Annotated in this window: 19 protein-coding genes and 1 tRNA gene; 8 read left to right on the top strand and 12 right to left on the bottom strand. The window is 71.3% G+C overall.

Annotated features, from left to right (window positions below; all coding sequences use genetic code 11):
* Window positions 1–45: 45 nt before the first annotated feature.
* Entirely contained in the window at window positions 46–930 is an 885-nt protein-coding gene (argB, locus tag JMJ55_RS11015) for an acetylglutamate kinase (protein ID WP_202825602.1), read from the top strand.
* On the opposite strand, the gene JMJ55_RS11010 is transcribed toward argB, so the two are convergent.
* Together JMJ55_RS11010 and JMJ55_RS11005 are read right to left on the bottom strand one after the other, a co-directional pair.
* Window positions 920–2,092: a DUF2336 domain-containing protein gene (locus tag JMJ55_RS11010; RefSeq protein WP_202825601.1), complete on the bottom strand. Its 1,173-nt coding sequence runs from the start codon at window positions 2,090–2,092 to the stop codon at window positions 920–922. The two genes, argB and JMJ55_RS11010, sit on opposite strands and share 11 nt — an antisense overlap.
* A complete protein-coding gene (locus JMJ55_RS11005; protein ID WP_202825600.1) occupies window positions 2,092–3,465 on the bottom strand; it encodes a sensor domain-containing diguanylate cyclase in 1,374 nt (457 codons plus the stop codon). Before JMJ55_RS11005 ends, JMJ55_RS11010 begins: the two co-directional genes overlap by 1 nt.
* 116 nt (window positions 3,466–3,581) lie before the next feature.
* Here JMJ55_RS11005 and dapD point away from each other — a divergent pair, with 116 nt between their 5' ends.
* Genes dapD through JMJ55_RS10990 form a run of 3 tightly spaced genes read left to right on the top strand, consistent with a single transcriptional unit; the run spans window position 3,582 to window position 6,170 of the window.
* A complete protein-coding gene (dapD, locus tag JMJ55_RS11000) occupies window positions 3,582–4,418 on the top strand; it encodes a 2,3,4,5-tetrahydropyridine-2,6-dicarboxylate N-succinyltransferase (protein WP_202825599.1) in 837 nt (278 codons plus the stop codon).
* 10 nt (window positions 4,419–4,428) lie between these two features.
* Entirely contained in the window at window positions 4,429–5,562 is a 1,134-nt protein-coding gene (gene dapE, locus JMJ55_RS10995; RefSeq protein ID WP_202825598.1) for a succinyl-diaminopimelate desuccinylase, read from the top strand.
* The gene (locus tag JMJ55_RS10990; RefSeq protein WP_202825597.1) at window positions 5,550–6,170 is read left to right on the top strand and encodes a hypothetical protein; all 621 of its coding nucleotides are present in this window, start codon (window positions 5,550–5,552) and stop codon (window positions 6,168–6,170) included. Before dapE ends, JMJ55_RS10990 begins: the two co-directional genes overlap by 13 nt.
* Here the strand turns inward: JMJ55_RS10990 and truA are convergent.
* Genes truA through def form a run of 3 tightly spaced genes read right to left on the bottom strand, consistent with a single transcriptional unit; the run spans window position 6,143 to window position 8,333 of the window.
* Window positions 6,143–6,904, bottom strand: a complete 762-nt coding sequence (gene truA, locus JMJ55_RS10985; RefSeq protein ID WP_202825596.1) for a tRNA pseudouridine(38-40) synthase TruA — start codon at window positions 6,902–6,904, stop codon at window positions 6,143–6,145. The two genes, JMJ55_RS10990 and truA, sit on opposite strands and share 28 nt — an antisense overlap.
* Window positions 6,904–7,809 (bottom strand): methionyl-tRNA formyltransferase, encoded by a 906-nt coding sequence (gene fmt, locus JMJ55_RS10980; protein WP_202825595.1) that lies wholly within the window; start codon window positions 7,807–7,809, stop codon window positions 6,904–6,906. The genes truA and fmt overlap by 1 nt, the downstream gene beginning before the upstream one ends.
* Window positions 7,806–8,333: a peptide deformylase gene (gene def / locus JMJ55_RS10975; RefSeq protein ID WP_202825594.1), complete on the bottom strand. Its 528-nt coding sequence runs from the start codon at window positions 8,331–8,333 to the stop codon at window positions 7,806–7,808. The genes fmt and def overlap by 4 nt, the downstream gene beginning before the upstream one ends.
* Before the next feature lie 202 nt (window positions 8,334–8,535).
* Between def and JMJ55_RS10970 the strand changes: the two genes are divergently transcribed.
* A complete protein-coding gene (locus JMJ55_RS10970; protein WP_236033664.1) occupies window positions 8,536–9,009 on the top strand; it encodes an Hsp20 family protein in 474 nt (157 codons plus the stop codon).
* Window positions 9,010–9,073: 64 nt separating this feature from the next.
* Window positions 9,074–9,328: a hypothetical protein gene (locus tag JMJ55_RS10965; RefSeq protein WP_202825592.1), complete on the top strand. Its 255-nt coding sequence runs from the start codon at window positions 9,074–9,076 to the stop codon at window positions 9,326–9,328.
* A gap of 50 nt (window positions 9,329–9,378) precedes the next feature.
* Here the strand turns inward: JMJ55_RS10965 and hpf are convergent, their stop codons facing one another.
* From hpf to JMJ55_RS10930, 7 genes are all read right to left on the bottom strand, one after another.
* Complete coding sequence (gene hpf, locus JMJ55_RS10960) at window positions 9,379–9,981, bottom strand: ribosome hibernation-promoting factor, HPF/YfiA family (RefSeq protein WP_202825591.1); 603 nt, start codon at window positions 9,979–9,981, stop codon at window positions 9,379–9,381.
* A 75-nt stretch (window positions 9,982–10,056) separates the two neighbouring features.
* Window positions 10,057–11,541, bottom strand: coding sequence for an RNA polymerase factor sigma-54 (gene rpoN / locus JMJ55_RS10955; RefSeq protein ID WP_202825590.1), 1,485 nt, complete (start codon window positions 11,539–11,541; stop codon window positions 10,057–10,059).
* Between the two features lie 37 nt (window positions 11,542–11,578).
* Window positions 11,579–12,355 (bottom strand): LPS export ABC transporter ATP-binding protein, encoded by a 777-nt coding sequence (lptB, locus tag JMJ55_RS10950; protein WP_202825589.1) that lies wholly within the window; start codon window positions 12,353–12,355, stop codon window positions 11,579–11,581.
* Window positions 12,352–13,332 carry an LptA/OstA family protein gene (locus JMJ55_RS10945; protein ID WP_202825588.1) on the bottom strand — a complete coding sequence of 327 codons (981 nt, stop codon included), beginning with the start codon at window positions 13,330–13,332 and terminating at the stop codon, window positions 12,352–12,354. Before JMJ55_RS10945 ends, lptB begins: the two co-directional genes overlap by 4 nt.
* A complete protein-coding gene (gene lptC / locus JMJ55_RS10940; RefSeq protein ID WP_236033636.1) occupies window positions 13,329–13,973 on the bottom strand; it encodes an LPS export ABC transporter periplasmic protein LptC in 645 nt (214 codons plus the stop codon). Before lptC ends, JMJ55_RS10945 begins: the two co-directional genes overlap by 4 nt.
* 171 nt (window positions 13,974–14,144) lie before the next feature.
* Window positions 14,145–14,717, bottom strand: a complete 573-nt coding sequence (locus tag JMJ55_RS10935; protein ID WP_202826057.1) for a ribonuclease D — start codon at window positions 14,715–14,717, stop codon at window positions 14,145–14,147.
* A 137-nt stretch (window positions 14,718–14,854) separates the two neighbouring features.
* A tRNA-Leu gene (locus JMJ55_RS10930) sits at window positions 14,855–14,941 on the bottom strand.
* A gap of 150 nt (window positions 14,942–15,091) precedes the next feature.
* Between JMJ55_RS10930 and JMJ55_RS10925 the strand changes: the two genes are divergently transcribed.
* A complete protein-coding gene (locus JMJ55_RS10925) occupies window positions 15,092–16,054 on the top strand; it encodes a complex I NDUFA9 subunit family protein (RefSeq protein WP_202825587.1) in 963 nt (320 codons plus the stop codon).
* Between the two features lie 213 nt (window positions 16,055–16,267).
* Entirely contained in the window at window positions 16,268–17,707 is a 1,440-nt protein-coding gene (locus JMJ55_RS10920) for an NAD(P)-dependent oxidoreductase (protein WP_202825586.1), read from the top strand.
* Window position 17,708: the final 1 nt, after the last annotated feature.

Here is a 17,708-nt window from a genome sequence, read left to right as displayed (position 1 = left end):
GGCCACCCCTACAGCCGCGCTCGCCAGACCGCGAGAATCCCGGCCATGACCGACGACGCCTTCGACCCGATGAAGACCCTGGCCGGCGCGCTGCCCTTTCTGAAGCGCTACGACGACCAGATCATCGTCGTGAAATATGGCGGCCATGCCATGGGCGAGGAGGAGACCGCACTCCGCTTCGGCCGCGACATCGCGCTGCTGGAACAGGTCGGCGTCAATCCGGTGGTGGTGCATGGCGGCGGGCCGCAGATCAACGCCATGCTGAAGCGGCTCGGCCTGCAGCCGAGCTTCGTCCAGGGCCTTCGCGTCACCGATGCGGAAATGCTCGACGTGGTCGAGATGGTCCTGGCCGGCCCGGTGAACAAGCAGGTCGCCCAGGCCATCACCCGCGCCGGTGCGCTGGCGGTTGGGATCTCCGGCAAGGATGGCGGGCTGGTCACCGCGCGCAAGCTGCTCCGCAGCCTCCGCGATCCCGCGACCGGGCAGGAACAGCAGCTCGATCTCGGCTTCGTCGGCGAACCGGCGGAGGTGGATACCCGCGTGCTGCGCCTGCTGATCGGCGCCGATATCGTCCCCGTGGTCGCGCCGGTCGGCGTCGGCGAGGATGGCCAGACCTACAACATCAATGCCGATACCGTCGCCGGTGCGATCGCCGGCGCGCTCGGCGCCGAACGCCTGCTGATGCTGACCGATGTGCGCGGCGTGCTCGGCCCTGATGGGGTGCTGATCCCGGAGATGACAGTGGCCGAGGTGGAGGCCGGCATCGCCGCCGGCTGGATCTCGGGCGGCATGATCCCGAAGGTCGAGACCTGCATCTATGCGATCGAGCGCGGGGTGAAGGGCGCCGTCATCCTCGATGGCCGGGTGCCGCATGCGGTGCTGCGGGAGCTCTTCACCGATACCGGTGCCGGCACGCTGATCAAGCCGTAAGCGGGTCGGCCAGCAGCTCGATCTGCCAGAGCATCTCGGTCGAGGAGAGCGGCCAGTCGCCATCCTCGGCGGGCAGCAGCGCCGCGCCGGGCGGCACCTGGCCGAGCACGGTCTGCGCCAGCAGGGCGCAGCGCATGTCGAAGCCCGCCTGCCAGCACAGGCTGACCAGCGCCTTGGCGCTGCGCAGCCGCGCCGCCTGTTCCACCATCCGCAGCGGCACCGTGGCCTGGGTGGCCAGCAGCCGCGCCATCCGCGGCAGGTCGCCCTCCAGCCCCGCCGCTTCGAAAAGCCGCGCCTCGCTTGGTCCTTCCGGCGTCTCGGCCAGCCGCGCCTCCAGCCGCGCCTGCAGGCGCCGGGCGAGGCCAGGGGCAAGATCGGACCGCGCCGCGAGCGGCTCCAGCAGATGGCCGGCGACGCAGAGGGCCAATGCACGCTGTGCCCGGGGCGAGAGGGCAGGGCGGCGCACCAGCCTTTCCTGCCAGGGCAGCCGCGTCGCCGCCTGGAGGATCAGCCCATCCAGCGTGCTCTCGCGGATGGCGGCAGACTCGTTGCCGAGCAGCGCGCCGATCGCCGCCTCATTCGCGCTGGCGACCAGCGCATCGGAGATCGCCTCGCTCAGCGCCGGGCGGCGGGCGATGGCCGAGAGGGTCTCCGGCACCGGCGGCGCCTCGGCCAGGGCCAGGAGATCGGCTTCGGAGAGCAGGGGCGAGAGGTGAATCACCGGCTCCGCCACCTCCATCGCCGCATCGCGGGCGAGCTGGAGGATCAGCCCATGCGGCGCATCCGGCATCGCCTTCAGCTCCTCGGCCAGCACGGCGCGGACGCGGATCGCCGCATCCTCCGCCAGCCGGCAGAGCGCCTCCCAGCCGATCCGGCCCAGCCGGTCCTGCGCCGCGGCGAGGGCGGCGGCCCTTGGTGCCAGCTTGCGGCCGAGCCTGGCCCGCACCGCCGGATCGGCATCGCCGGCCAGCAGCCCATCCGCCTGGGCCGGGGCCGCGGCATTGCCGGCCACGGCCTTGCGGACCGAGGCCGCATCGTCCCCGGCCAGGAAGTAGAGCAGCTCCGGCCGGGTATCGGTCAGCGCCGCCAGCGCCGCGCGTTCCGGTTCCGAGCCGTCGCGGGCCAGGCGCTTCGCCTCCTCATAGGCGGGGCTGTATTCCATCAGCCCTCCGGTGCGAAGCGCCAGCCATTCCGGCCGGCGCGCTTGGCGGCATACATCCCGGCATCGGCCCGGGCGAGGAGGCTGTCGGGCGTATCCGACCCGTCCTCCCGCCGCATCGTGGCGCCGATGCTGAAGGTCAGCGGCAGGCCGCATTGCGGCACCAGGCCGGGCAGCAGCATCACCCCGGTGCGGCAGATCGCCCCGGCGCGCATCCCGGCCGCGTCGGCATCGGCGCCATCCAGCCAGATGGCGAATTCATCCCCGCCCAGCCGGGCGACGAGGTCGGTGGGGCGGACAATGTCCCGCAGCAGCCGTCCCACCGCGACCAGCGCCTGGTCGCCGGCCTCATGGCCCATCCGGTCGTTCAGCGATTTGAAATTATCGAGGTCCACGAAGAGCAGCGCGCCCACCCGCTTGCCGGGCGTGGTGCCCTGCAACCGGTCCAGCCGGCGGGCGAGATCCTCGAGGAAGGCGCGGCGGTTCAGCAGTCCGGTCAGCGGATCGGTCCGCGCCTGCAATTCCAGCTCCCGCTGCAGGACCTGGTTGCCGAGGGCGACGAAGACGAGATCGGCCGCCGCGCCCAGCAGGTGCCGGTCATCGGCATCGAAGGGCCGTCCCCCGGCGCCGCGCCAGGCCAGCAGCGCATGTCGTGGGACTAGCCGTTGCGGATGCGGCAGCAGCGCCAGCCTCTCCCCGTCCGGGCCCTCGGCATAGGCGGGCGCGCCTTCGGTCATCAGGGAGGCGATGAGGGGCAGCAGCGGCCCCGGCTCCTCGCCATGGCGCTGGATCACCTGCGGCTGGCCGGCGGGGCTGAATTCCAGCAGCGCGGCGCCGATGCAGCCCACCGCCGGGCCAAGCGATTCGAGCGTCGCCGCCAGCATCCGCGGCGCCAGCACCTGCCGCCGCACCCGGCGCACCAGCGTCTCCAGCGCCCGGGCCCGACGCAGCGCCGCCGCCTGGGCCTCGGCCTCGCGCGTCTCGGCGGTCACGTCGCGGCCGGTGCCGCGCAGCCCGACGATGCGCCCCATCGCATCGGCCAGCGGCACCACGGCGAAGCTGAAGCAGGCGGGCTCCCCATCGGCCTGCCGCAGCCAGGCCCGCAGGTCCCGTGCCGGCGCCTGGGCCAGGAAGGGGTTGGGTTCGGGATGCAGCAGCAGCTCGCGTGCCGGCTCCCCCAGCAGCGCCGCAGCCGGCTGCCCCAGCACCTGTTCCGGGGCGAGGAAGGTGAAGCATCCGCGCGCATCGGTCTCGAAGGCGAGGTCGGCGGCAAGGCCGGCGAAGTCCCGCCAGCGCTGGCGGGATTCGAGCAGCGCCCCGCGGAGCCCCAGCGGGGCAGGCGGGACGGGCCTCGCAATGTCATCGGCTGCGTCCATGCCTGAATCATGCCGGACCCCGCCTGAAAGACCGGTTAAGGCCGCACCGCGTTGACAGCGGCGCGCCGGCATCGGCATGGTCCGCCGCCCGATATCGCCCACAGGGGACCCAGACGATGAGCCTTTCCGCCCTCCAGGCCCCGATCGAATCGCTCTGGGAGCGCCGCGACACCGTCTCCTCCGCCACGCGCGGCGAGGACCGGGATGTCGTGACGGCGGCGCTGGAGGCGCTGGACAACGGCACCGCCCGCGTCGCCGAGGCGGATGGGCAAGGTGGCTGGCGGGTGAACCAGTGGCTGAAGCAGGCGGTGCTGCTCTCCTTCCGCCTGGCCGATTCGGCGCCGATGGACACCGCGGCGGGCGCCTATGACAAGGTGCCGCTGAAATTCGCCGATTGGGGACAGAACCGCTTCAAGGATGCCGGCTTCCGCGCCGTCCCCGGCGCCGTGGTGCGCAAATCGGCCTATATCGCGCCGGGCGTGGTGCTGATGCCGAGCTTCGTCAATGTCGGCGCCTATGTGGACCGCAACACCATGGTCGATACCTGGGCGACCGTCGGGTCCTGCGCGCAGATCGGCAAGAACTGCCACCTCTCGGGCGGCGTCGGTATCGGCGGCGTGCTGGAGCCGCTGCAGGCCAATCCCGTCATCATTGAGGATGACTGCTTCATCGGCGCCCGCTCCGAGGTCGCCGAGGGTGTCATCGTCGAGCGCGGCGCGGTGCTCTCCATGGGCGTCTTCCTCGGCGCCTCCACCAAGATCATCGACCGCGCGACGGGCGAGGTGCATATCGGCCGCGTCCCCGCCTATTCCGTCGTGGTGCCCGGCAGCCTGCCCGGCAAGCCGTTGCCGGATGGCTCGCCCGGCCCCTCGCTCTACTGCGCCGTCATCGTGAAGCGCGTCGATGCGCAGACGCGGGCCAAGACCAGCATCAACGAGCTGCTGCGCGACTGACCCTAGGCCCATGCGCAACGCTCCGACCGACCCGCTGCCGCTGGCCCAGGCGCTGATCCGCTGCCCGAGCGTGACGCCCGCCGATGCCGGCGCGCTCGGCGTGCTGGAGGCGGCGTTGCGTCCGCTCGGCTTCACCTGCCATCGCATGCGCTTCGGCGAGACGGAGAATCTCTTCGCCCGCCGCGGCACGGAAGGCCCGCATTTCTGCTATGCTGGGCATACCGATGTGGTGCCGCCCGGCGGGCAGGGCTGGACCGACGATCCCTTCGCCGCGACCGTCCGCGACGGCGTGCTGTTCGGCCGCGGTGCCTGCGACATGAAGGGCGGCATCGCGGCCTTCCTTGCCGGCCTCACCGACTACCTCGCCGCCAATCCGAACCCGCCCGGCAGCATCAGCCTGCTCATCACCGGGGATGAGGAGGGGCCGGCCAAGGATGGCACCGTCCGCGTGCTGGAATGGATGCAGGAACGGGGCGAAATCCCCGACATGGCCCTGGTCGGGGAGCCGACCTCGCGCGCCCGGCTCGGCGATATCGTGAAGGTCGGCCGCCGCGGCAGCATGACCGCCTATATCACGCTGTTCGGCACCCAGGGCCACAGCGCCTATCCGCAGCGCGCCGACAACCCGATCCACCGCCTGGTCCGCGTGCTGCATCGCCTGACCGCAGCGCCGATCGATCAGGGGAGCGAATTCTTCGAGCCGACCACCCTGCAGGTCACCGGCTTCGACGTGGGCAATGCGGCGAACAACGTCATCCCCGGCGAGGCCCGGGCGATGCTCAACATCCGCTTCAACGACCTGCACACCAGCGCCAGCCTCACCGAGCATCTCCACGCCGCCCTCCGCGCCGAGGAGTCCCGCTACGAGATGCGCATCGACTGCTCCGGCGAGAGTTTCCTCACCTCGCCCGGCTCCTTCGTGGATGCGCTGAAGCGCGCGGTCGAGCGGCAGGCCGGGGCGACGCCCGCGCTCGATACCGGCGGCGGCACCTCCGATGCCCGGTTCCTCGCCCGCTACTGCCCGGTGGCGGAGCTCGGCGGCGTCGGCGCCACCATGCACAAGGCGGATGAATCCGTCCCCGTCGCGGAGCTGCGCGACCTCGCCGCCCTCTACCGCGCGGTGCTCGAGGAGTGCCTCGGCTGAGCGGATCGCCGCCCCCCCTGCCGCTGCGGCTGGTGATCCAGTCCGGGCTGCGCGGCGCCCTGCTGCTGGCCCGCGGCCGGGCCGATGGGCTGCTGCTGATGGAGGCGACGCCGGACGGCGCGGCGCGCAGCTTCTGGTCGGCGGTGGTCTGCCTGCCCGGCTTCCTGGCGCTGCGCCTGCTCGCCTGGTCGAGCGGGGATGCCCCGGCCACCGGCCCACTGCTGGGGCTGGTCGCGGAGCTGATCGGCTATGTCTGCGCCTGGGCCGGCTTCGCCCTCGCCTCCCTTCCGCTCGCCGAGGCGAGCGGGCGCCGTGCCGAATGGCCGCGCTTCATCGCCGCCTGGAACTGGGGCAATGCGGTGCAATACTTGGTGCTGCTGGCGCTGACCGTGCCGGCGGGGCTCGGCCTGCCGCCGCTGCTGGCGCATGGGCTGGGGCTGGCCGGGATCGGCTATGCGCTCTGGCTCGAATGGTTCATCACGCGGACCGCCCTCAACATCACCGGCGGTGCGGCGGCGGGCTTCGTGGTGCTGGACCTGATGCTCGGCATGGTCATCGGCGGGCTGGTCGGGCGGCTCACTCAGCTCCAGTCGATCGCCTCCGGGTAGCGGACGAAGAGGAAGGTCAGCCCCTCCGGCGGCGCCGTCTGCCCCGCCTGGGCGCGGTCCCGGCCTTCCAGCACCCGCCGCGGCCACTCCACCCCGCGCTTGCCGAGCCCGACCTCCAGCAGCGTCCCCGCCAGGTTGCGGATCTGATGGTGCAGGAAGCTCCGCGCCTCGGCCAGGATCACCACCTCATCCCCATGGCGCATCACGTCCAGCCGTTCCAGCGTCCGCACCGGCGTCTTCGCCTGGCAGGCCGCGGCGCGATAGGCGGAGAAGTCGTGCCGCCCGAGCAGCCCCTGCGCCGCCGCATGCATCGCCGCGGCATCCAGCGGCACCGGCACATGCCAGACCCGCCCCGCCTCCAGCGCCGGCCGGGCGCGGCGGTTGAGGATGCGGTAGCGATAGCCCCGCTGCATCGCCGAGAAGCGGGCATTCCAGCCCTCCGGCGCCCGTGCCGCCCGCACCACCGCCAGCGGATGCGGCTTGGTATGGAAATTCAGCGCCTCCCGCAGCCGCTCCGGCGTCAGGTCGCGGTCGATCGCGACTTGCGCCACCTGCCCCTCGGCATGGACGCCGGCATCGGTCCGCCCGGCGGCGATGGAGGTCGGCACCGTCCCGTCATTCAGGACCGCCGCCGCCTCCTCCAGCACCTGCTGGACGGACAGGCCGCTGCCCTGGCGCTGCCAGCCGACGAAGGGCGCGCCGTCATATTCCAGCGTCAGCGCGTAGAGGGGCACTACCCCAGCACCGTGCCGGGCGGCAGCGGGAAGCCGCGCAGGAAGTCGCGCGCCGGGAGCGGCCCGCGTCCCGGCCGTTGCAGCCGGGTCAGCCGCAGCGCGCCCTCGCCGCAGGCGACCAGCGCCGCCTCATCCAGTACCGTTCCCGGCGCGCCGGCGCCCTCGGCCGGCTCGGCCGCCAGGACCCGGATCGCCTCGCCGGCCTGGGTGAAGATGGTCCCCGGCCAGGGGTTGAGCGCCCGGACGCGCCGGTCCAGCACCGCCGCCGGCAGGGTCCAGTCGAGCGGCGCATCCGCCTTGCTCAGCTTCGGCGCATAGCTGGCGTCGTCCGTCGGCTGGGGCTCGGCCGGCGGGTCGCGCTCCAGCGCTTCCAGCACCAGCCGGGCGCCGAGCGGGGCGAGGGCGTCGTGCAGCTCGGGCGTCGTCATCCGCGGCCCGATCGGCACCACGCCCTTCAGCAGCATCGGGCCGGTATCCAGCCCTTCCTCCATCTGCATGATGGTGACGCCGCTTTCGGCATCGCCGGCCAGGATCGCCGCCTGGATCGGCGCCGCCCCGCGCCAGCGCGGCAGCAGCGAGGCATGGATGTTGAGGCAGCCGCGCCGTGGCGCGTCGAGCATCGGCCGGGGCAGGATCAGCCCATAGGCCGCGACCACCGCCGCATCCAGGCCGAGCGCGGCGAAGGCCTCGTGCTCCGCCGTGTCCTTCCGCAGCCTGGTCGGCGTCCGCACCGGCAGGCCGAGCTCCAGCGCCGCCCGATGGACGGGGCAGGGCTGTTCCCGCTGCCCGCGCCCGGCCGGCCGCGGCGGCTGGCAATAGACGGCCACGATCGCATGCCCCGCCCCATGCAGCGCCCGGAGCGCCGGCACGGCGAAATCCGGGCTGCCCATGAAGGCGAGCCTCAATCCCGGCGCCCCTTGAGGTCCTTCGCCAGCTTGCGCAGCAGCATGTTGCGCTTCAGCGCGGAGAGGTGATCGACGAAGAGCACGCCGTTGAGATGGTCCACCTCGTGCTGGAGGCAGGTGGCCAGCAGCCCCTCCGCCTCGATCTCCCGCTTGGCGCCTTCAAGATCGAGATAGCGCAGCTTCACCCGCGCCGGCCGCGTCACCTCGGCATATTGGCCGGGGAGGGAGAGGCAGCCTTCCTCCCGCGTCGCCAGTTCGGTGCTGGCGGCGAGGATCTCCGGATTCACCAGCACCAGCGGCGCCGGCTTGTCCTCGGGCTGGAGGTCCACCACGATCAGGCGCAGCAGCTCCCCCACCTGGGGCGCGGCCAAGCCGATGCCGGGCGCCTTGTACATCGCGTCCAGCATGCGGGGGGCGAGGGCGCGGACGGCATCGGCATCGCCCCCGCCGACCGGGCGCGCCTTGGCGCGCAGCTTCGGGTCGGGGACGAGCAGGATCGGCAGGGTTTCGACGGCGCTGGACATGGGAGGGGGCGATGTAGCCCCGCACCCACCCCCTTGCAACCGCCCCCTCTTGCAACCGGCTGTTCCACGGACAAGATCAATGCGGCGGCTGGATGCTTCGGGTCCGGCCGCCCGCTTCGCTCCGGATGAGGAGGCTTCGCCTTTGTCGCGTCCATCGGTTTTCGGCTCGCCGCTTTTCCTCGGTTTCGACCATCTCGAACAGATGCTCGACCGGGTGGCCAAGAATGCCGACGGCTATCCCCCCTACAATATCGAGCAGACCGCCGAGAACCGGCTGCGGATCACCCTGGCCGTCGCCGGCTTCGCGATGGAGGACCTCCAGATCACGCAGGAGGACAACCAGCTTGTCATCCGCGGGCGGCAGAGGGACGATTCGGAAGGCCGCATCTTCCTGCATCGCGGGATCGCCGCGCGGCAATTCCAGCGGGCCTTCGTCCTGGCCGAGGGGATCGAGGTGGAGGGCGCCTGGCTCGACAACGGCCTGCTGCATGTCGATCTGCAGCGGCCGCAGCCCGAGGTCCGGGTGCGCACCATCCAGATCAATGGTGGGCAAGGCCAGGGCGCAGGGCCGGCGAATGGTCCGGCGAACGGGGGAGCCCCCCGGGGCGTTGGGGGCAACAGGACGGTCAACGGGGCGTCAGTGCCCGTTGTCGAGGGGCGCGCCAGCCGGGGCTGAGCCTCCGGCACGGGCGCCGGCGCATCGGCCGCCGTGAGGGGCCATGCCAACAGGAGAGACCGTGATGAAGAACAATGAATCCTCCAACGGATCGGGCGCTTCGGCCCAGGCCGCTGTCGCTCTCCGCCAGCTTTCGGTGCAGGACTGGGCACGTTTCGGCGTGCAGGAGATCGCCTATATCCGGCCGGTGGTGGTGAATGGCGTTCCCGCCGTTTCGATCCATGCCGCCGACGGCACCCCGATCGGCGCCGCGCCGAATACCGAATTGGCCGTCGCCGCGCTCGAGGAGCACGAGCTGGCCGCCGTCCTGGTGCATTAGGCCTGAGGGAAGGGCCGCCCCGGCTGGGGCGGCACCTGCCCCATGGGGGCCTAACCCGGCTGGGTGTCGATCCAGCCGACGCAGCCATCCGGCCGGCGATAGACCACGGCCAGCGCGCCGGAGCCGCTGTTGCGGAACATCAGCACCGGCGCCTGAGTGAGGTCGAGCCGCATCACCGCCTCGCTCACGCTCAGCCGGGCGATGTCGGTCGGCTGCTCGGCGATGATGGGGCTGTGCTCCCCGGTCGGCGCGGCCTCGGCTTCCGTCTCCGCTTCCTCCTCCGGCTCGGCCTGGAGGACATATTGCGTCGCCGGCTCGGCCGGCCGTTCTTCCGCCATGCTGCGGGCATGCTCGTTCACCCGCCGGCGGTAGCGGCGCAGGCGCTTCGCCACATGCTCTGCCGCCATGTCGAAGGCGCGATGGGCGTCGGTGCCCTCGCCCTCGCCGCGCATGAACAGGTTGCGCCCGGCCTTGAGATTGATGTCGCAGGCGAAGAACGCGCCCATCCGGCCCTTGGCGTCGCGGCGGAAGGTCACGTTCGCCTCCAGCGCATGGTCGAAATACTTGCGGGCGATGGTGCCGAGCCCCTCGCGCACATGGGACTTCAGCGCCTCGCCCGTTTCGACCTGCTTGCCCGCGACGGTGATGTGCATGTGGACCTGCTCCTTCCGTGGACCGGAAGGGCCGCCCGGCGCGCCGAGGGGCGCGGGATGCGCCCCGCGGCGGGATCAGGCCGGGACGGCCTTCTCCCGCTTGCGCTGCACCGATGATGGAATACGCAGCGCCTCACGGTATTTGGCCACGGTCCGCCGGGCGATGTCCACGCCTTCCTGGCGAAGCCGCTCCACGATCGCATCGTCCGACAGCACCGCCTCCGGATCCTCGGCCTCGATCATCGCCTTGATGCGGTGCCGCACGGCCTCGGCGCTGTGGCTCTCGCCGCCCATGGTGCCGGCGATGGCGGTGGTGAAGAAGTATTTCAGCTCGAAGGTGCCGCGCGGGGTGGCGATATACTTGTTCGCCGTGACGCGGGAGACGGTGCTCTCGTGCATCTGCACCTCCTCCGCCACGTCGCGCAGGATCAGCGGGCGGAGATGCCCGACGCCATGGCGGAAGAAGCCATCCTGGCGGCGGACGATCTCGCCGGCGACCTTCAGGATGGTATTGGCGCGCTGCTCCAGGCTCTTCAGCAGCCAGTTGGCGCTCTGCAATTTCTCGGCGAGGAAGGCGCGGTCGTCGCGGTTGCGGGTGCCGACCTGGCAGCGGGCATGGAAGCCGCGATTGACCAGCACCCGCGGCAGCGTCTCCGGATTCAGCTCCAGCAGCCAGCCGCCATCCGGGGCACGGCGCATCAGCACATCCGGCACCAGGGCCGGGGCCGGGACCTGGTCGAAGCTCGCCCCCGGCTTCGGGTCCAGCCGCTTGATCTCGGCGATCATGTCGCTGATGTCGTCGGAATCGACGCGGCAGGCGGCGATCAGCCCGGCCCGGTCGCGCCGGGCGACGAGGTCGAGATGGTCGAGCAGCGCCTGCATCGCCGGATCCAACCGGTTCTTCTCGGCGAGCTGGACCGCCAGGCATTCGGCGAGGTTGCGGCAGAACATCCCGACCGGGTCGAAGCGCTGCATCCGCCGCCGCACCGCGGCCACCGCCGCCTCCTCGCAGCCGAGCGCCGCGGCGATCCGCGCATCCTCGACCGTCAGCCGACCCGCCGCATCGACCAGGGCCAGCATCTGCGCCGCGATCAGCCGGTCCCGCGCATCGGGGAAGGCGAGCCGCACCTGCTCGCCCAGATGCTCGCGCAGGCTCCGCCCGGCGGCGGCGATGTCCTCGACGCCCGACAGATCCTCGGCGAAATCGGCGCGGCCGCCGCGGCCATAGGGGGATTCGTAGCCCCCGCCGGCGTCATAGACATTGTCCCATTCGGCATCGAGCGGCCCGGCCGCCTCGCCCGGCAGGCTGTCGGAGACGGCGGCGGCATGGCTGTCCGTCGCTTCCGGCACCGCGGGCAGGGGATCGACGCGATGCCCGTCATCCGGTCCGGGCAGGGCGCGCTCGTCCCGTTCCAGCAGCGGGTTGCGCTCCAGTTCCTCCTCGACGAAGGCCGCGACTTCGAGGTTGGAGGATTGCAACAGCTTGATGGCCTGCCGCAGCTGCGGCGTCATCACCAGCGATTGCGACTGCCGCAGGTCCAGGCGCGGCGCCAGGCTCATGGCTATCCCGCCCGGTGCATGGAGCAGGCGGCGCTGCTCACAAACTGAATCTCTCGCCAAGATAGACGCGCCGCACGCCCTCATGCGCGACGATGTCGTGCGGCAGCCCCTCCATCAGCACCTGGCCATCATGGAGGATATAGGCGCGGTCGATGATCTCCAGCGTCTCGCGCACATTGTGGTCGGTGATCAGCACGCCGATGCCGCGATTCTTGAGGTGCTTCACCAGGTCGCGGATCTCGCCGACCGCGATCGGGTCGATGCCGGCCAGCGGTTCGTCGAGCAGGATGTAGGAGGGATGCGTCGCCAGTGCGCGGGCGATCTCGCAGCGCCGCCGCTCGCCGCCCGAGAGCGCGAGCGCCGGGGCGCGGCGGAGATGCGAGATGCCGAATTCCGCCAGCAGCGCGTCCAGCATCTGCTCCCGCCGGTCGCGCACCGGCTCCACCACCTCGAGCGCGGCGCGGATATTGTCCTCGACCGAGAGGCCGCGGAAGATCGAGGCCTCCTGCGGCAGGTAGCCGAGGCCGAGACGGGCGCGGCGATACATCGGCAGGGTCGTCACGTCATGGCCGTCCATGACCACGCGGCCCTCATCCGGCTGCACCAGGCCGGTGATCATGTAGAAGGTCGTGGTCTTGCCGGCGCCGTTCGGGCCGAGCAGCCCCACCGCCTCGCCGCGGCGGAGGTTGATGGAGACATTCCGCACCACCGGACGCTTGCGGTAGCGCTTGCCGAGGCCGGTGGCGACGAGGCCGCCTTCGCCGGAGATGGCGCGCAGCGCCGGCTGCTGCTGGGGGAGGGTGGTCTGGTTCATCGGCCGCGCCGCTCCGGCGCCGGCTGCTGGCCGGCATTGCCCGCTGCCTCGGGATTCTGGTTCGGGATGACCAGCCCCTGCACCCGCGCCCCGGGCGCGGAGACCAGGCGGGCGACCCCGGTACGGAGGTTCACGATGGCTTCCTGCCCATTGATCTGGTTGTCGGTGCGGGTGATCCGCACATTGCCGAGCAGCCGCGCCATGCCGGTGGCGGCGCTGTAGACGCCGCGATCGCCGCGCACGACATCGGTCTGGGTGCGGATCTCGACATGGCCGAAGGCCTCCACCCGGTCCAGCTTGCCCGCGCCCGGCACCGGCCGCTCGCCCGGCCTGGGCGGCGCCGGCGCGGCGGCCGGCTGGGCGCCCGGCGCCGTGCCCGGCCCGTCGAGCATGTAGGAGACGAGGGTATCGGCGGTGATCCGCCGCCCCTCGGCATTGTCCACTACCACAGCATCGCCGCGCGCCACCGCCATCTTGCGCTGCGACCAGTATTCCAGGCTGTCCTTGGCGGTGATGACCTGCTGCGCGGTGGTCAGGCTGAGATTGCGTCCGGTCAGCACCATCACCGCCTGGTCGATGTCATAGATGGCGCGGTCGCCGCGGGCGGTGTCGGTCTCGGTGGCGATGCGGACATTGCCTTCCGCCTCCAGCCGCCAGATCTCGTTGCTGCCGCCGCCACCGAGCGCCTGGTCCGGGTTGGCGGCCGCCGGCCGCACCGTCCCACCCGGCGCCGCAGCCGTGCCACCTGGTGCCGTCCCGCCTTGGGGCCGGTAGCGCGCCAGCAGCCGGTCGGCCGTGACGGTGACATTGCCGCGGATCGCGCGGGCGTCGCGCCGGGCGATCACCACCTGCTCCGCCTGGCGCCATTCGATGCCGTCGCTTGCGGTGATATCGACCGGCCCGCCCTGGCTGAGATCGATTCCCTGCGCGGCGGCGGCCAGCGGCAGCAGCGCGGCCAGCATCAGGGCCCATTTCATGGCTGGCCACCTTCCAGCACCGCATGCGCCTGGCCGGTGAAGATGATGACGCCGCCGCGGTCCATCAGGCGGAAGCCCTCGGCGGTGATGGTGCCGAAGCTGCCCTGGGCGGCGACCGGTGCGTCGCCGCTGGCGGTCCCTGCTTCCAGCTCCACCGCGGCGGCATCGGTCAGCATCATCACCCCGCTGTCATGGTAGATCGTCACCGCCCCCGCCAGGTCGAGATGGTTGGCCGGCTTGTCGAAGCGGCCGGTGCGGGACTGGATATAGACCCAGGCCCCATCCGAGAGGACGATGTCGCCCCGCGGTGCTTCCAGGTCGAGAATCTCGGCCGCGCCCGGCTGGGTGCCGATATCGGCGGTGACGGTGAAGGGCCGGTTCAGCTCGTCGATTCCCTGGTAGCGCGGCTGGACCACCCGCAGCCCCTCGGCGCGCGGCTGGACGGTGCGGCGGAAGCTGACGCGGGATCGGTCCTCGTTGCCCTCGATTTCCGGCCAGAAGACCACCAGGCTCAGCAGGCCGAGGGCGAGCAGCGGCAGCAGCCGCTTCGACCAGCGCACCGCGAAGCGGCGGCGCGCCATCTGCCCGGCGCTGAAGCCGCGGCGTTCGCGCGAGGGGGGCAGCATCTCGCGCCCCGGCATTGCCGCCGCCGCATGGGACGGGGCGGGCCGGGCGGGCGGGGAAGGGGAGGGTCCGGGCTGCACGATACCCTCTATGGGGCTGCGGCGGCTGGGGGTCAACGAGCAGCAGCCGGCTCGGACAAGAATCATGCCAAGGAACGTCAGCGGCCTTGACAAGCCGCCGACGGCGATTCAGTGCGACAGGATATCGGGTTCCGCATAGCCAAGCAGGTCGAGCGCCCCGCGCGCCGGCAGGAAGCGGAAGCAGGCTTCGGCCAGTTCCAGCCGGCCTTCCCGCCGCAGCAGACCTTCGAGCTTCGCCCAGAGCCGATGCAGATGCAGCACGTCGGAGGCAGCATAGGCGAGCTGCTCGGAGGTCAGCTCCGGCGCGCCCCAGTCCGAGCTCTGCTGCTGCTTCGAGATCTCGACCCCGAGCAGCTCCTTGCAGAGATCCTTCAGCCCGTGCCGGTCGGTGAAGGTCCGCACCAGCTTGGCGGCGACCTTGGTGCAGACCACCGGCGTGACTGTCACGCCAAGATGCTGGTGCAGCGCCGCGCAGTCGAAGCGGGCGAAGTGGAACAGCTTGGTGACGCCCGGATTTTCCAGCAGCCGCTTGAGGTTCGGGCAATCCGCCCCGCGTCCGCCGAGCGATTCGGGGATGATCTGCACCAGCTCCGCGTTGCCGTCGCCGGCCGAGAGCTGGACCAGGCAGAGCCGGTCGCGATGCGGGTTCAGCCCCATCGTTTCGGTATCGATGGCGACCATCCCGCCGAAATCGAGGCCATCGGGCAGGTCGTGGCGGTGCAGGCGGATCACGGCAGGGCTCCTCGCGGCGGGGCCACGGCCGGCCGGCTTGGGAGAGAAGAGGGTCGTGCCCAAATCGCGGTCCCCGAAGCGGGGAATGGTGCCCAGGAAAGGACTCGAACCTTCACGACCTTGCGGTCACTGGCACCTGAAGCCAGCGCGTCTACCAATTCCACCACCTGGGCACAGGCTGCGGAGCCGGCGGTGATTGCCGCCGGGAGCGCGCTGATAGAGGGGCCGCGCCCCGCCGTCAAGCGGCTTCGAAGGCCCCGCTTGGCGATGCCCGGCCGCCCCCCTATGGTCCGGCCCGCCGCCACCCTCGGAGATCCGCCCGCATGCGCCAGACCACCATTCGCCGCGTCGCCACCGTCTTCGGCGGCGCCGGCTTCATCGGCCGCTATGTGGTGAAGCGGCTGGCGGTCGAGGGCTGGGTGGTGCGGGTCGCCGGGCGCGATCCGGCCCGTGCCCGCTTCCTCCAGACCCAGGGCATGGTCGGGCAGATCGTCCCGCTCTATGCCGGGCTCGAGGATGAGGGGGCGGTCGCCCGCGCCGTCGCCGGCGCCGACCTGGTGGTGAACCTGGTCGGCATCCTCGCTGAACGGAAGGATGGCGATTTCCAGCGAATCCAGGCCGAGGGCGCCGGCCGCCTGGCCCGGATCGCCGCCGCGGCCGGGGTCGAGCGGCTGGTGCATGTCTCCGCCATCGGCGCCGATCCGGCCAGTCCCAGCCGCTATGGCCGCAGCAAGGCGGAAGGCGAGGCGGCGGTGCGGGCGGCCTTCCCGGGCGCCACCATCCTCCGCCCCTCCATCGTCTTCGGGCCGGAGGACCAGTTCTTCAACCGCTTCGCCAACCTGTCGCGGCTGCTGCCGGTGATGCCGGTGGTGGCCGGCGCCACCCGCTTCCAGCCGGTCTATGTGGGCGATGTGGCCGATGCGGTGATCGCCGCCGCAACGCGGGAGGATGCGATCGGCCAGACCTATGAGCTCGGCGGCCCGCGGGCGATGAGCTTCCGGGAGCTGCTGCGCTTCGTCCAGCAATGCACCGGCCATAATCGCCGCCCGCTGGTCGATTTGCCGCAGGGTCTGGTGAAGCTGCAGATCGCCATCGGGCGTTTCCTGCCCAACCCGCCGCTAACCGAGGACCAGCTCCTCATGCTCCAGCGCGACAATGTGGTGGCGGAGGGGGCGAAGGGCTTCGCCGATCTCGGCCTCCGGCCGAAGGCGGTGGAGGCGGTGGTGCCAGGCTATCTGAGCCGCTTCCGGCCGGGTGGCGGGCGGCGGCCGCAGGTCGCAACCTAAAAGGTCCGGATCGGACATAGCGATCCGGCTGGTCTTGCCGGAAGCTTACCGATCCGGCTAATGCCCCTGGAAATTGGGTCAGTAATTCTGACCTGACGGCGAAAAAGGACTCGCGCGGGCTCGCCTGTGTCCTTATTGCTACGCCCGTTGTCAGCCGCGGCGGCTGCGGCGCCGTGCGCCCATGCCCGCCCCTTGTCGAACGGGATCGCCACCATGGCCGAACGGATGCTGCAATTCGTGCGCCTCGCCCAGGCGCAGCCGGAAAAGCGCGACGTCGCGGCCCGCCGCAGCGATTTCGGCGAGATCTACCGGGAATTCGCAGCCACTGCCGCCTCGGCCCAGGCCAGCCGCTGCAGCCAGTGCGGCGTGCCCTTCTGCTCGATCCATTGCCCGCTCAACCAGAACATCCCGGACTGGCTGAAACTCACCGCCGAGGGCCGGCTGGAGGAGGCGCATGAGGTCAACTCGGCGACCAACACCTTCCCCGAGATCTGCGGCCGCATCTGTCCGCAGGACCGTCTCTGCGAGGGCAACTGCGTCATCGAGAAGGGCTTCGAGGCCGTCACCATCGGCGCCGTCGAGAAATACATCAACGACACCGCCTGGGCGAATGGCTGGGTGAAGCCGCCGAGCCCGCGCCAGGAGAAGCCGCACAGCATCGGCATCATCGGTGCCGGCCCCGCCGGCCTCGCCACCGCCGAGCGGCTGCGGACGCGCGGCTGGCAGGTGCATGTCTATGACCGCTACGACCGCGTCGGCGGGCTGATGATCTACGGCATCCCCAACTTCAAGCTGGAGAAGGAGGTCGTCCTGCGCCGCTGGAAGCAGTTCGAGGCGGGCGGGATCCATTTCCACCTGAACTGCGCCATCGGCCACGACATCACCATGGCCGAGCTGCGCGCCCGGCATGATGCCGTGCTGATCGCCACCGGCGTCTACAAGGCCCGCGACATCGAGGTGCCGGGCAGCGATCTGGGCGGCATCGTCGCCGCGCTCGACTATCTCACCGCCTCCAACCGCGACAATCTGGGCGACACGGTCGACGAATTCGCCTCCGGCGCGCTGAACGCCAGGGGCAAGCGCGTCGTTGTGGTCGGCGGCGGCGATACCGCCATGGATTGCGTCCGCACCGCCATTCGCCAGGGCGCCGCCTCCGTCACCTGCCTCTACCGGCGCGACAAGGCCAACATGCCGGGTTCGATGCGCGAGGTGAAGAATGCCGAGGAGGAGGGCGTCGAGTTCACCTGGCTCGCCGCGCCGGAAGCCTTCCTCGGCGACGGCATGGTGCAGGCGGTGGGCGCCAGCCGCATGCATCTCGGCCTGCCGGATGCGACCGGCCGCCAGCAGGTCGCGCCGATCGCGGGCAGCGAATTCACCATCCCCTGCGACCTCGCCATCAAGGCGCTCGGCTTCGATGCCGAGGAGCTGCCGGCGATGTTCGACGAGCCGGCGCTGTCGGTGACGCGCTGGGGGACGCTGAAGGTGGATCAGCGCACGATGATGACCTCGCTGCCCGGCGTCTTCGCCGCCGGCGACATCGTCCGCGGCGCTTCCCTCGTCGTCTGGGCCATCCGCGACGGGCGCGACGTCGCCGACCAGATCGAAGCCTATGTCACGCAGAAGGCGGGTGCGCTCGCCACCGCGGCGGAGTGAG

This window comes from Belnapia mucosa (assembly GCF_016775475.1).
In the GTDB taxonomy this organism is placed as follows: domain Bacteria; phylum Pseudomonadota; class Alphaproteobacteria; order Acetobacterales; family Acetobacteraceae; genus Belnapia; species Belnapia mucosa.
Note: the sequence above shows the minus strand (reverse complement) of the source record. Positions and strands in the feature narration are given on the sequence as shown.

What these genes read in the sequence shown, in the direction of transcription:
- JMJ55_RS10945 (WP_202825588.1), bottom strand. Translation starts at nt 13,332, where the DNA reads ATGAAATGGGCCCTGATGCTGGCCGCGCTGCTGCCGCTGGCCGCCGCC.
- rpoN (WP_202825590.1), bottom strand. Translation starts at nt 11,541, where the DNA reads ATGAGCCTGGCGCCGCGCCTGGACCTGCGGCAGTCGCAATCGCTGGTG.
- JMJ55_RS10965 (WP_202825592.1), top strand. Translation starts at nt 9,074, where the DNA reads ATGAAGAACAATGAATCCTCCAACGGATCGGGCGCTTCGGCCCAGGCC.
- lptC (WP_236033636.1), bottom strand. Translation starts at nt 13,973, where the DNA reads ATGCCGGGGCGCGAGATGCTGCCCCCCTCGCGCGAACGCCGCGGCTTC.
- JMJ55_RS10935 (WP_202826057.1), bottom strand. Translation starts at nt 14,717, where the DNA reads ATGGTCGCCATCGATACCGAAACGATGGGGCTGAACCCGCATCGCGAC.
- lptB (WP_202825589.1), bottom strand. Translation starts at nt 12,355, where the DNA reads ATGAACCAGACCACCCTCCCCCAGCAGCAGCCGGCGCTGCGCGCCATC.
- JMJ55_RS11005 (WP_202825600.1), bottom strand. Translation starts at nt 3,465, where the DNA reads ATGGACGCAGCCGATGACATTGCGAGGCCCGTCCCGCCTGCCCCGCTG.
- JMJ55_RS10925 (WP_202825587.1), top strand. Translation starts at nt 15,092, where the DNA reads ATGCGCCAGACCACCATTCGCCGCGTCGCCACCGTCTTCGGCGGCGCC.
- dapE (WP_202825598.1), top strand. Translation starts at nt 4,429, where the DNA reads ATGCGCAACGCTCCGACCGACCCGCTGCCGCTGGCCCAGGCGCTGATC.
- argB (WP_202825602.1), top strand. Translation starts at nt 46, where the DNA reads ATGACCGACGACGCCTTCGACCCGATGAAGACCCTGGCCGGCGCGCTG.
- JMJ55_RS10970 (WP_236033664.1), top strand. Translation starts at nt 8,536, where the DNA reads ATGCTCGACCGGGTGGCCAAGAATGCCGACGGCTATCCCCCCTACAAT.
- def (WP_202825594.1), bottom strand. Translation starts at nt 8,333, where the DNA reads ATGTCCAGCGCCGTCGAAACCCTGCCGATCCTGCTCGTCCCCGACCCG.
- dapD (WP_202825599.1), top strand. Translation starts at nt 3,582, where the DNA reads ATGAGCCTTTCCGCCCTCCAGGCCCCGATCGAATCGCTCTGGGAGCGC.
- hpf (WP_202825591.1), bottom strand. Translation starts at nt 9,981, where the DNA reads ATGCACATCACCGTCGCGGGCAAGCAGGTCGAAACGGGCGAGGCGCTG.
- JMJ55_RS10920 (WP_202825586.1), top strand. Translation starts at nt 16,268, where the DNA reads ATGGCCGAACGGATGCTGCAATTCGTGCGCCTCGCCCAGGCGCAGCCG.
- JMJ55_RS11010 (WP_202825601.1), bottom strand. Translation starts at nt 2,092, where the DNA reads ATGGAATACAGCCCCGCCTATGAGGAGGCGAAGCGCCTGGCCCGCGAC.